Source organism: Paenibacillus marinisediminis (assembly GCF_054343325.1).
The window spans coordinates 59,484-72,198 of sequence record NZ_JBTGUH010000011.1 but is presented as its reverse complement, the minus strand read 5'-3'; the positions used below and the strand labels follow the sequence as shown (position 1 = coordinate 72,198).

Annotated in this window: 13 protein-coding genes and 1 riboswitch; of the genes, 6 read left to right on the top strand and 7 right to left on the bottom strand. The window is 46.5% G+C overall.

Annotated elements, in window-relative coordinates; genetic code table 11:
* Positions 1–331: 331 nt before the first annotated feature.
* Entirely contained in the window at positions 332–829 is a 498-nt protein-coding gene (locus ACXX53_RS19590) for a YwhD family protein (protein ID WP_458570376.1), read from the bottom strand.
* Between the two features lie 169 nt (positions 830–998).
* Between ACXX53_RS19590 and ACXX53_RS19585 the strand changes: the two genes are divergently transcribed.
* The 3 genes from ACXX53_RS19585 to ACXX53_RS19575 all read left to right on the top strand — a co-directional run bounded on the left by ACXX53_RS19585 (position 999) and on the right by ACXX53_RS19575 (position 4,650).
* Positions 999–2,981 carry a M1 family metallopeptidase gene (locus ACXX53_RS19585; protein WP_458570375.1) on the top strand — a complete coding sequence of 661 codons (1,983 nt, stop codon included), beginning with the start codon at positions 999–1,001 and terminating at the stop codon, positions 2,979–2,981.
* A 7-nt stretch (positions 2,982–2,988) separates the two neighbouring features.
* Entirely contained in the window at positions 2,989–3,807 is an 819-nt protein-coding gene (locus ACXX53_RS19580) for a carbamoyl transferase (RefSeq protein ID WP_458570374.1), read from the top strand.
* Positions 3,808–4,034: 227 nt separating this feature from the next.
* A riboswitch (cyclic di-AMP (ydaO/yuaA leader) is annotated at positions 4,035–4,178 on the top strand.
* Between the two features lie 4 nt (positions 4,179–4,182).
* Positions 4,183–4,650: a C40 family peptidase gene (locus ACXX53_RS19575; RefSeq protein ID WP_458570373.1), complete on the top strand. Its 468-nt coding sequence runs from the start codon at positions 4,183–4,185 to the stop codon at positions 4,648–4,650.
* 63 nt (positions 4,651–4,713) lie between these two features.
* Here ACXX53_RS19575 and ACXX53_RS19570 read toward each other — a convergent pair whose 3' ends face one another.
* Together ACXX53_RS19570 and ACXX53_RS19565 are read right to left on the bottom strand one after the other, a co-directional pair.
* On the bottom strand, positions 4,714–4,866 hold the full coding sequence (locus ACXX53_RS19570; protein ID WP_458570372.1) for a hypothetical protein: 153 nt from the start codon (positions 4,864–4,866) through the stop codon (positions 4,714–4,716).
* A gap of 45 nt (positions 4,867–4,911) precedes the next feature.
* On the bottom strand, positions 4,912–5,520 hold the full coding sequence (locus ACXX53_RS19565) for a hypothetical protein (protein ID WP_458570371.1): 609 nt from the start codon (positions 5,518–5,520) through the stop codon (positions 4,912–4,914).
* Positions 5,521–5,799: 279 nt separating this feature from the next.
* Here ACXX53_RS19565 and ACXX53_RS19560 point away from each other — a divergent pair, with 279 nt between their 5' ends.
* Entirely contained in the window at positions 5,800–6,648 is an 849-nt protein-coding gene (locus ACXX53_RS19560) for a GNAT family N-acetyltransferase (RefSeq protein ID WP_458570370.1), read from the top strand.
* Between the two features lie 102 nt (positions 6,649–6,750).
* On the opposite strand, the gene ACXX53_RS19555 is transcribed toward ACXX53_RS19560, so the two are convergent.
* Positions 6,751–7,512 carry an exodeoxyribonuclease III gene (locus tag ACXX53_RS19555; RefSeq protein ID WP_458570369.1) on the bottom strand — a complete coding sequence of 254 codons (762 nt, stop codon included), beginning with the start codon at positions 7,510–7,512 and terminating at the stop codon, positions 6,751–6,753.
* Positions 7,513–7,768: 256 nt separating this feature from the next.
* On the opposite strand from ACXX53_RS19555, the gene ACXX53_RS19550 reads away from it, so the two are divergent.
* Together ACXX53_RS19550 and ACXX53_RS19545 are read left to right on the top strand one after the other, a co-directional pair.
* Entirely contained in the window at positions 7,769–8,422 is a 654-nt protein-coding gene (locus ACXX53_RS19550) for an HAD family hydrolase (protein WP_458570368.1), read from the top strand.
* A 9-nt stretch (positions 8,423–8,431) separates the two neighbouring features.
* The gene (locus ACXX53_RS19545) at positions 8,432–9,055 is read left to right on the top strand and encodes an NUDIX hydrolase (protein ID WP_458570406.1); all 624 of its coding nucleotides are present in this window, start codon (positions 8,432–8,434) and stop codon (positions 9,053–9,055) included.
* Positions 9,056–9,136: 81 nt separating this feature from the next.
* On the opposite strand, the gene ACXX53_RS19540 is transcribed toward ACXX53_RS19545, so the two are convergent.
* Genes ACXX53_RS19540 through ACXX53_RS19530 form a run of 3 tightly spaced genes read right to left on the bottom strand, consistent with a single transcriptional unit; the run spans position 9,137 to position 12,660 of the window.
* Positions 9,137–10,789, bottom strand: a complete 1,653-nt coding sequence (locus ACXX53_RS19540; RefSeq protein ID WP_458570367.1) for an extracellular solute-binding protein — start codon at positions 10,787–10,789, stop codon at positions 9,137–9,139.
* A 46-nt stretch (positions 10,790–10,835) separates the two neighbouring features.
* Positions 10,836–11,726: a carbohydrate ABC transporter permease gene (locus ACXX53_RS19535; protein WP_458570366.1), complete on the bottom strand. Its 891-nt coding sequence runs from the start codon at positions 11,724–11,726 to the stop codon at positions 10,836–10,838.
* Between the two features lie 10 nt (positions 11,727–11,736).
* Positions 11,737–12,660, bottom strand: a complete 924-nt coding sequence (locus ACXX53_RS19530) for an ABC transporter permease (RefSeq protein ID WP_458570405.1) — start codon at positions 12,658–12,660, stop codon at positions 11,737–11,739.
* Positions 12,661–12,715: the final 55 nt, after the last annotated feature.

The window sequence follows — 12,715 nt, the reverse complement described above, 5'->3', positions numbered from 1 at the left end:
TATAACATTATTAGTTACAGATTTATTTGTTTAATTGCTAACCCATTTCCTAGAGGTTGTTCATTTCTTGATACGATGTATTGTAGACAATATTTTATTTCATGTAAATATATATAACACGAAAAGTGCTAAGATGTTATATATAAGATATTTTCAGCCCCAATCAATAAAAGAAATCGCATCTTCAGGTTCAATAACTCAAAATATAAGTGTAATCGCAGTTTATATGTTAGATTATATTACATACACATGACGAAGGTGTCTGTTTTGATAAATAAAAAAGACCTGCATCCTCCATAAGAGGTTGCAGGTCTTTTTCTTCATTTCATGATTATGCTAGCTCCGCCTTAAATTCTTCCGGTGTACGATCCCACCATTCGCTGTTATGAGACTGCAGCAGCTCACGAAGCAGCGCCTTTTCTTCAGCGCTTAGACCTTCCAAGATGACGCGACGCTTCATTGCAGCGTCCATCTTATTGACATGGTCAGCTAGAATCTTCCAACCGCGTCTTGCTTCAGTATCAATCAGCATCTCACATGCTGTCATACCGCCGTAGAACGCGCCATTTTCGTCACGGTCCACAGCTACCCAAACGATCCAGCATTTGCGTCCATTCGGTACCGTATCCTTATCAGGTGAGAAACGAATTAATTTCTCCACCTTACTCTTCGCGTGCATCGCACCAATATCGATATACGCCTCCCCTTGATCAATGATGACAGGAGAAACGTTATTTAAGTCGATGCTTCCTGCACCGAACCCTTTATGCTTTGCGCCAGCAATGACGTTCAACGCCAGCGGCTTCTTCATTTTCTTCTCTTCTTCCATTACCACAGGCTCCTTCCTTGTCCCCTCTTTAGTCGGATCCATACCATATACGATACGTTATCCGACCAGTATAGAACCGGAATCAAATTCATTTTCATTTTAGCTAATATTCCGCAAAAAGCCAACATATACATGCTGTAGATGCTTGTCAACGGGAGGTAAGAATCGGATGAGACGAAGCAATGCCTATCGCACAATCCTCTACGCCATCGTAATCCTCGCAGCAGGACTCATAATTGTTCCGCAGCTATGGTCGAGCGAACCCTTGCCTTCTATCGGGCCGGAAGTGAAGCAAGGCGCTCCTAGAGCAGACGAGCCTGCATTACCGAAGAAGGTAGAGTCCCCTCAGTATGAGGCGCGAAGTGAACGCGTATCGGAATACCACATTAATGTCCGATTGGACGAGACCACTAAGACTCTTTACGGGTCACAGACCGTCACTTGGACGAATCCGGGAAAGAAAACAGTAAACGAGATGTATCTGCATCTGTATCCGAATGCATTTGCCTCTTCAGATTCAACATTTATGAAGGAGTCCGGCGGCAAGCTCCGAACGGACAAGATGCCGGAGAATGGATACGGCGGGATGAACATTACTTCTATTGAGACCGTGGATGGAATGTCGCTGCTAAACAGACTTGAGTATGTGCACCCGGACGATGGCAATACGAAGGATAAGACCCTCGCCAAGCTCAGGTTAACTCAACCCGTTAAGGCTGGAGGCGAGATAACGTTAGTGATGAAGTTTGAAGTAAAGCTTCCAAAGGTATTTGCCAGAATGGGGATGACCGACAACTTCGTCATGGCGGGTCAATGGTTCCCGAAGATCGCAGCCTATGAGAAGGCTGGGGTGCGGGGAAGATCTCAAGAAGGCTGGAACATGCATCAGTATCACGGCAATTCTGAGTTCTACTCGGATTTCGGTATATTCAATGTTCGCGTGCAAGTGCCTGACAACTATATAGTTGCTGCCACCGGCTTCCCTGTTAAGACACCGGCTAGCGCCAATGGCGTTAAGGTGTATCAATTCTACGCGGATGATGTACACGACTTTGCCTGGGCGGCATCACCTAACTTCGTATATGCGGAACAGCCATTTTCCTCTGAGCAAGTGCCAGGTGTGCGAATCAAGCTTTATCTTGATCCGAAGCATGCCGATCTAAAGGAGCGTTACTTCTTTGCAGCTAAGACAGCCCTCAATAAGTTTAGCCAATGGTATGGGGAATACCCTTATACCACACTATCGATTGTCGTGCCGCCGATGGAGGCTAACGGAGCAGGTGGAATGGAATATCCTACGCTGATAACTGCCTTCGGCGCTGGAGACAACAGTCCTGGATATGATCTGGAGCGCACGGTTATTCATGAGATTGGACATCAATATTTCTACGGCATGGTAGCCTCTAATGAATTCGAGGAGGCATGGCTTGACGAAGGCTTCACTTCATACGCGGAAGACAAGCTGATGGAGGAAGAGTTCGGCGTCGCTCCGAACCTAGCTGTCGTGTCAAGTTATATGACGAACCCTGCCCCATTGAAGCAGGATGCATGGCGGTACAAGGATCAGAATCATTATGCTGAAAATGTATACTATCGCGCTAAGCTGGTACTGCTCGCGATGGAGAGGCAGGTTGGAGAAAAGAAGATGCAGCGCATCTTGAAGACTTATGTCAGCAAGTACCGCTTCAAGCATCCTTCTACTACTGACTTCCAACGTGTGGTCGAATCGGTGACGAAACAGAAATGGTCTGACTTCTTTAATCAGTATGTATATGGTCAGGAGATGGCTGACTTTGCGGTTGAGAGCATTGAAACTCGCACCGTGCAAGCTGACAATACGGTGAAGTATGAATCGACCGTTAGCATCCAGAAGCTTGGGGCGAATTATCCTAGCGTTCCGGTCGTATTTGGATTCAAGGATGGCACGACAACTCGGAAAATATGGCAAGTTGAGGGTGATCGCATTCAGTACAAGCTGACACATCAATCACCACTTAGCTGGGTTATGGTCGATCCACTCTATACCATAGTCGTCGAAAATAAACATATTAACAATTATATGCGCGCTCAAGTGGATGAACCGGTTCGAACGCGTGTTAATTGGACAGCAGTCAAGTGGATTGAACTGATTACGAATGTATTGGGGTGGTGATCGTCGCATGAAACCACATTTTCGCACAGGATGGGATTGGATCAAGAATCATGTTCATATCTGGGTACTTCTGTTCCTGTACCATCTATTGTGGGGATTTTTCCTCTACCGGTTTATTGATTCTATCGTTGTTCCGATATTGAAGCGATATCCCGATCCAGCGCCGTCTGAGATGAGCAATCAAATCTTTATGCTGGAAAGCCAATTCCAATTAACCAAGACATCTATTTATACCCCTTATCTATGGGCTGCTATCGGATTTATCGCGCTGCGGATGTTGTTGACACCATTGATTCATGCCGGACTGCTGTATACCATGGCCAATCATCGATCAGAATCCAGTCTGACCTTCTTTCGAGGTATTGCCACAGTGTGGAAACCGATATCCTTATTGTATCTAATCGAAACGGTTGTGTTGTTGGCCCCCTCTTATTGGATCGTCCCTTATCTGGCAGAGACGCTGGCGACTTCCCTAAATTGGCAGTCCATGCTAATGAATGTTCTGCCCATTGCCTTCGTCTGGATCATAGGAGGATGGCTACTGCATCACCTGTTCCTGTTCCTGCAATTCGGTGCGGCGACAGAGATGTCGCTTCTTCAGGCAATGAAATGGGGCATACGCCGTATTCTGCCCGTTATCGGAATATCGCTCATATTCATCCTGATCACAGCTCTCTCTGGCGCTATGGTTACAACAGCCGCTATGTTCTGGACAGGCATGACGGCCCTTATCCTTCAACAGGCCTTTCCAGCACTGCAAACTTTGCTGAAGCTATGGAGCCTGTCCAGCCGATACGCAGCTTGGCAGCATCGGGAAAATCTCTAAATCATACAGCTGATACTGCATCAAAAATAGAACGCATATATAGCAAAAAAAACTTGTCTTTCCCGCTTTTTTCGCGGATAGGGACAAGTTTTTTTATTTTAGGGACAAAAACAGTTTGTCAAATGAATTACATTCTGTTAAAATAAATCCAGGATTTATTACAACTTTGTCATGAAACCATTCTCAGTTCTTGCAAGATTGTAATTGTAAGCATCGGACTCAGATGTGATCTTATTATGCCGAGTTCCCGTACACATCCGGGAAGCGGGGGAACCAAGTATTTTGGGTGAATTGATCTTGCTTATGCAGAGATCATAGGGGACCTTCAACCGAACCCTCCAGCTAACCTCGCAGGCACGGAAGGGGTATATTTACTTGAAGAAGAAGTTTATCACAGCAGCTGTTGCAATGAGCTTGCTATTCTCTATCGGAACTGGAAGCGCATTCGCAGCAACTAAGCTGGACACTACGATCGATGGTTTGTTAGGTATTGATTACAAGTACGGCGGCACAACAACTAAAGGCTTTGACTGCTCTGGATTCGTAGGATACGTATTCGACAAGTACGAAATTGATCTTCCTCGCACATCCTCTGGGATGTATGATGAAGGTACTAAAGTAAAGAAGAGCGAACTTCGTCCTGGAGACCTAGTATTCTTTAATACTAGCGGAAAAGGTGTTTCTCACGTTGGCATTTACGTTGGCGACAACAAATTTGCTCACGCTTCTACAAGTAAGGGAACTCGCATCGACAGCTTGAGCATGGATTACTATGAGAACCGCTATGTAGGTGCTAAGCGCATCTTGAGCGACGAGCAGTACAAGTATATGGCAGTCGAATAGTAGTTCAACAGATTTAGTAGATTAACCCGGTAGGATGCCTCATGCGGCCTGTCGGGTTTTTTATTATGTAACTCCGCGTTGATGTGAGCCTTCGGCCTTCGTTATGATTAATTGACTATTAGACGGCATGGCAATCATTAATCCTTCAAACTTCGAGAGTAATGTCCAATGCCACGATAAGCCTTGCCCGTGAAACAATTGTAATGATAAAGGCATGTCCCTTAGACCAGTGGACATGCCTCACTTCACTTTGCATCCGTGCTATTGTCGAGAGCCCTGCTCACTCTGTTGAGCTCTCCATTCCTGCATCTTCGCTTTTAATTCTTCTGCGGTGATCCCGTCCATCTGCGCACCGTTCTGCGTAGACCAATCTTTCATATGCTGCACCCGGTCCTCTTTATTGACATGTTTCCCGTGGAACAGGTGTTTTTTTCCACCCATTTTCTGTTGAACTTCGTCACGAATCTGCTCAAGCGTCTTCCCTTCTGTCGATACGCCCAATTTCTTGGCGATATGCATCAAACGCTTCTCGCGCAGCTCTCGCATCTGGCCGCGAAGTTCTTTCATCTCAGTTTGCATCTTCTGCAGCTCTGGATCCTTCTGCAGTTCTTCCCACTTCGCCTTAGCATCAGCTTGGGATTTATCTTCAGATGTGCTCGGCTTCATCATGTCGCCTGTTGGCAGCATCGACAATAATTGAGACGGCTCATCGTTCTTGCGATCATTTACTCCAGCCATCACGACCTTCGCCTCTGGCAGCGTCGCAATAGTCTTCTCTGTCATTTCAAGTGCCGATGTCGATGCTGGAGACGCGAGTAGCAGCATTATAGCTGTTGACCAAGCAACAGCCGATGTTGTAGTCCATTTCATCCTTGTGACACCTCCAATTCATAATGGGATGAGATTAGTATGATCAATTTATGTAAAATCATGCTGAAATTAGGCTTAAATTTTGTTCATGTTTAAGCTATGCTACAAGTACAGCCATCACATTCATCTAATCTGGCATCATTCTCATCATACGTATGAGGAGCAGCGATTGTTTCAACCAATGCGATCCAATTGTCATTTTTCTCAACATCCGCTTACCAATATTCAAGAGTAATCCTATACCTTGTTAGTGAAAGGCGTGAAAATACCTTGATTCTAATGCTGAATGAACTTGATCTCGACATCATACAAGACATCCAACAGCTGGAGCGCTGCTGCCAAGCAATTGATCCGTCTGTCCGTCTTACTCTCGATAATTCTCTCAATATCGATAAGCGTATTCCTTCTTACTATCTATATTATGAACAACAGCAACTAGTAAGCTTTATCAAACTGTTTATCCCTACGATGGAGGAAGCAGAGGTTACTGGCTGTACACTCCCTGACTATAGGCAACAAGGATACTTCAGCTCGCTGCTGACAACAACTAGTGAACAGCTCTCACTCTACCGCATACCTAGCTTGCTGCTTGTATGCGACTCTCAAGCCGCTCCTGCTAAGCAGGTCATGAGTAGACTGCCAGCCGCGTATCAATTTACAGAGTATTCACTAAAGTACAAGGGAGAGCGGATATCTTCTAATTCCCTCTCTCCGCATACAGTTCGTCTGAAGGTGGCTTCTGAGGAGGATCTGAACAGTATCATTCATTTATCCAGTACCATCTTTGAAGAGAGTATAGAGTCTGCTGCATCATTCATAACCAATACGATGAAAGCTGCCAACCGTACGCAATATGCAATCATGCATGGCGATCAACATGCGGGCATCGTATCGATCACCTATGTTGAACAATCGGCGTCCATCAATGGCTTTGGGATCGATCCAACCCTTCAGGGCAAGGGGTTAGGCAGAGCCGCGCTCCAAGAAGTAATACGCGAATTAATGAGTAGGAACATCTCGGATATCGTTCTTGACGTGAACAGCGCAAATGAGCGAGCCTACCGGCTATATATCTCAGCTGGATTCCAGGTTGTTTCAGCGACGGATTACTATAGGATGCCTGTTTAATAGAATCCTCTCCGCTCTGTTTGTCATATCCAAATAGAAAAGAACCTTCAACCCGGCTTTCAAGCGGATTTGAAGGTTCTTTGGCCTATAATATGAGATTGTCTATTGAATATCCTCGATCTTCAACACTACCGGACAGTGATCACTTCCCATTATCTCAGTATGAATCTCCGCATCTGATACCAGGGATGCGAGCCGTGAGGAGATGAGAAAATAGTCAATTCTCCATCCGATGTTGCGCTCTCTTACCTTAGCCATGTACGACCACCAGCTGTAGGTGTCGGTTCGATCTGGGTATAGATGTCTAAACGAGTCGATAAAGCCTGCTCCCAGAAGCTCCGTCATCTTGCTGCGCTCTTCGAAGGTAAAGCCTGAATTGCCTTCATTCGACTTCGGATTCTTCAGGTCAATCTCCTGATGCGCCACGTTCAGATCGCCGCAGACGATAACCGGCTTCTGGCTGTCCAGCTGCTGAAGATAGCTCCGGAACCGATCCTCCCACTCCAATCGATAGTCCAGTCGGGACAAGTCCCGCTTCGCATTCGGCGTGTACACGTTCACGAGATAGAAGCCGTCGAATTCCAGTGTCAGAATACGGCCTTCCGGCTCCTCGTTCTCCTCTATGCCATAGCGCACCGATAATGGCTTAATTCTAGTGAATACAGCCGTTCCAGAATAGCCTTTCTTCACAGCGTAGTTCCAATACTGTGAGTATTCATCACCTATTTCAAGAGCAATCTGCCCTTCCTGCAGCTTCGTTTCCTGAACGCAGAAGATGTCTGCGTCTTGTTCCTTAAAATAATCATAAAATCCCTTCGTCACACAGGCACGAAGCCCATTAACGTTCCAAGATATCAGCTTCATCATCGTTTATCTCCTTGCCTATCGGTATCCATTTTTCCTTCTAGTTTACCATAGATGCTATAGGCAATAGGAATTGGAGATGAATCCAGCTTTCTGCTGTAACTCATATTCACCCTCACCCTTTCCATTCACCCGCTGCTATAATGGTATATAACTACAACGCAAAAAGGTTGAGGTGTGCACCTGATAACACATGTACAAACCTATCCTGCAGTATAATGGAGACATATTACGCACGAAACAGGAGAGTGACCACATGCTTCCTAAGGTTGTATTGTTTGACTATGACGGCACACTTGCGGATACATTGCCAATTGCATTCCAAGCGTTTCAAGCGGTATTTGACAAGTATGACGGACGGAAGGTGACCGTGAGTGAGCTAATAGACATGTTCGGGCCAACCGATGATGAGATAATAGCGATCAATTTCAGCGACGCATCAACCGTACCCCAAGCAATAGAGGACTATTATGAGTTGTACCGCCAGGGTCATCTTGATGATGCAATGAAGGTTCAGGACATTAGCAATCTACTAACCTATCTGAAGAATAAAGGAATCAAGATTGGAGTTATAACCGGAAAGAGCCGCAAGTCCTTTATCATCTCGTCTGAGGCGCTCGGACAGTCCGACTACTTCGACCTGTCCATTACAGGCGATGACGTCGAGCAGCCCAAGCCGCATCCAGAGGGCATATTAACGGCGTTACATACATTTGGCGTTAGTAAGGAGGAAGCCATGTTTCTCGGTGGCAGCAACGCTGATATTAGAGCCGGGCTAGCTGCGGGAGTGCGCACATATGGCGTTCACTGGCTGCCTACCGTTCAGAGCGCCAGCTTCGAGACCGCACCCGATCGGATATTTACGAGCACGGATCAATTCATACGTCTGCTGCAAGAGGAGGAGAGATAATCTATGTCTATGGATCCGAAATGGTTAACGTGGGCTAAGCAGATCCAGGCCATCGCTCAGACTGGTCTGACCTATACGAAGGATGTATACGATGCTGAGCGGTATGAAGAGCTTAGACAGATGAGCGTCGAGATCCTATCCGCATACACCTTAGGCTCTATTAGCAGCGAGAAGATTGAGCTTGCCTTTGCCAGCGATACCGGATACGCGACACCGAAAGTGGATGTTCGAGCTGTTGTTTTTCAGGAGAATAAGATTCTGCTGGTTCGCGAGAAGCTGGACGGCGCATGGTCGCTGCCCGGAGGTTGGGCAGATATCGGGTACACGCCTTCCGAAGTTGCAGTGAAGGAAGCGCAAGAGGAATCCGGTTATGTGGTCGAGCCCGTTCGTTTGCTGGCTGTGCTGGATAAGAAACGTCATAACCACCCTCCAGATCTCTATCACATCTATAAAATGTTCATCCTATGCAGGATCGTCGGCGGTGAAGCGCATAGCGGTGTCGAAACGAGCGCTGTCGAGTTCTTCGGGGAGGATGCTCTTCCCGAGCTTTCCTATGAGCGCAACACCGAAGCGCAGATCAAGATGATGTTCGAGTATCTTAGAGACCCTGACAAAGAGGTCATGTTGGATTAATACGTGGTATTCTGCATGATCATTCAACAGAGAAGCACAAGTGCAGTTGACGCCCTTGTGCTTCTTCACGTTCATTATATTTTATTTATAAGCGTCAATCTTGGCCATGTACACTTTGTCCTTGTTGTCAGCGTAATATTTCGTGTAATATTCATCGACCTTCAGGCCGCCGGCCTTCTCCCATATGTCCTTCGCTTCCTTGCTCGCCTGCTCCGCCGTATACTCAGGTCCGCTGACGATGGCCTTCTCGTATAGATCTCTATAACTGAAGCCGTTCGTGCTGATAAGCTGAAGATCCTTAGGTAATGCCGGCATAAAGGCTACATCCTTATATACAGGTCTGCTTGGATCGAGGAATGCCTTGTCCCCCTCCGCGTAGATATCTGTAAGCTCCTTCTGTAACGGGTCGCTCAGATCAAAGCTGCCGATTAGGCTGCCGCACTTGCCGAGCAGTATCGTGTTGCCGAACAATGTCCAGTATTCATAATTCCAGTCGAGCTCCTTCTTATTCTTCTCAGGGTCTATCGGAATTGGACATCCGCTCGGTCCCATCTTCCAGTGCTCACCTTCAAAGCCATACTTTAGCGTGCGCAGTACCGGCTCAGAGATCAGCCAATCTACAAATTTGATAACCGCTTCCGGGTCCTCCGCGCTCGCATTTACCATCGCAACTGATCCTGCAGGTGTATCAACCTCAGGGCTAAAATGTCCAAAAGGTCCTTTCGGCAGCGGCATTACTGCCATTTTCGCATCTGGATTGTTCTTCTTAAACGTTTGATACAGCGGCAGATTAGACGTAATCTTTGTTGCGGCGTAGATACCGAGCTTGCCATTTACCCAGTCTTGCTTCGCCTTCTCTCCGCCCTTGTCCGTCAAGAAATCCTTGTCCACAACTCCAGCTTCATACATCTGCTTCTTGAAAGCTGTTGCTGCCTCGGCACGTTCGAAATCGTGATACAACGCGCCATTCTGATCAAAATGCCACGTATTGTTGCCGAAGGTCGCATTAATAATATCGCCGCCGCTGCCGCTTAGATTATAGCCAAAAGTGTCGTTCTTCCCATTGCCATCCGGATCCTGATCGGTGAACGCCTTCATGACGTTGAGCAGATCATCCGTTGTCTTCGGCATCTCTAGGTTCAGCTTCTTCAACCAATCCTCGCGGATCACAACTGTCGTATTCTGCTGCAGGCCCGTTACGCGGCCAAGCTCGTATATTTTTCCATCATTCTTGTAGCCCAGCTTCTTAAGCAGCGGATACTTCTCCATCATCTGCTTGTAGTTGGTGCTGTACTTATCAATGATTTCATCCATCGCCATAACCTGCTTCGAGCTGTATAGATCGTTACGATAGCCCTGCGCATATGTCATAATAAGATCCGGCGCAGAGTTAGAAGCAAACAGCGTATTGAACTTCTCGGCTTCCCCAGTTCGCGGTACCGGGATAAATTCAACTTCAACCGGTGAGTTTTCATTGATCCATTCCGTCCAACGGTTCTTGGTATAATCTCCTTCACCCGGAGGAACAAGTCCGCGATCATAAATCGAAACGGTGATCTTAGGTCTCTTCTCAGGTGCCGCAGGTTTCTTATCACTTTCCCCCGCATTATTGCTGTTCGTATTATTATTGCTACTGGTTGACGTATTCCCCGAGCAGGCCGACAAGAGCACGCTCATAACCAGAAGTGCCGCTAATGTAGATACCCCGATTGATCTCCATTTTCCCAACTTCACACCTATCTCCCCCTTGAACAATAATAGAATAATATGGATACAAAGCCTATCCCTTAATAGAACCTATCAGCATACCTTTCACAAAGAATTTCTGTAGAAATGGATACACAACCAGCATCGGAACAACCATAACCATAATTCCAGCAGCACGAATGGATTGGGGAGTAATCTTGCTTAAGTCTTCACTCGTGTTGCCCATGTTCATCTGATTGTTGATTTCATTCAACAATTGCTGATTCTGTATCATGTTCTGAACCAATACCGATAGATTGTGCTTGGTAGAATCGTTAATGTACATCAGCACGTTGAAGAACGAGTTCCAGTGTCCGACTCCATAAAATAGGGAAAGCGCAGCAAGAACCGGCATAGACAGCGGCAGAAATATACGGAATAGCAATCCCCACTCTGAGCATCCGTCTATACGAGCGGCCTCTACCAGCTCCTCAGGAATATTCTCAAAGAAAGAGCGCAGTACCAGCAGGTTCCAAGCGCTTACCATTCCAGGAAGCCACAGCGCGCCATAGCTATCGAGCAGTCCCAACGATCGAATGAGCAGGAAGTTCGGAATGAGCCCCGCACTGAACAGCATCGTAAAGACGATCGCCATACTGAACAAGTTTCGACCATAGAAATATTTTCGTGACAGTGGATAAGCAGCCATAATCGTAAATGTCATGTTGATCATCGTACCTACGATTGTAATCACCACACTGTTCGTGAAAGCACGCATAATAGGCGTACCATCAAACAGCAATTGATACGAATCGAATGTGAATTCAACAGGCCAGAACGACACGAGCCCCGACATTACCGAATCATTTGAGCTTAGCGAAACGGATAAGAGATGAATAATCGGCAGCAGACATGATATGGAAAGCAAGGACAGTATTCCATAGTTAAATGCGTAAAACCATTTTTCCCCTCTAGTGGCCTTCATCCTTCTCCTCCTACCATATATTTTGCCCGAATCTGCGTGCGATCCGATTCGCAGCAATAACAAATATGAGGCCAATTAGCGATTCAAACAAACCGAGTGCCGCGCCGATACTGAATTGATTGCCACGCAAGCCTGACTTATAGTTCCAGGTACTAATGACCTCGGAAACATTGGAAACGGCTGAATTCTGCAGGACATAGACGTGGTCGAAGCCCACTTCCATTAGATTTCCCATGCTCAAAATGAAGACCAGCACGATGGTGGAACGTATGCCGGGCAGCGTAATATGCCACATCTGCCTCCACTTTGAAGCGCCGTCAATACTCGCCGCCTCGTATAGATCAGGACTGATTCCGGACAATGCCGCCAAGTAGATAATGGCCCCCCAGCCTGCGGATTTCCATATTCCTGAACCAACATAAATGGACAGCCAGCTTAATTCGTTATAGAGAAAAGGGAACTTGGACCCTGTCAGCTTCTCGAGCAGCATATTAATCGTCCCAGCCTGTTGAGCAAACAAGGTGACGACGATGCCCCCAATAATGACCCAGTTCAGAAAGTGTGGCAGGTACACCAAGGTCTGAACACTTTTCTTAAACCAGGATTTCCTGACTTCATTAATCAGAATCGCAAGTATGATAGGGAACGGAAAGCCTACAAATATATTCAGTAAGCTAAGCATCAACGTGTTCCGAATCACATTCAGCATCATAGGGTTGTCGAACAGCAGCTTGAAATTGTCCAGCCCAACCCAAGGACTGCCGAGTATACCGTCCCTGAAGCCGTAATCTTTAAATGCAATGACTAATCCAAGCATCGGAACATATTTGAAGATTACAAAGTAGAGCACAATGGGTAGGAACAATATGAGCAAAGGGATATTATGTTGAAACCGCTTTCTTCTTGGGGATAATAAAGCCCCGTTAGGATACATGTTGGACACCTGCCCCTTTGCCGCTTCCGCCGTTCGTTGATTCATGCTGTTATCA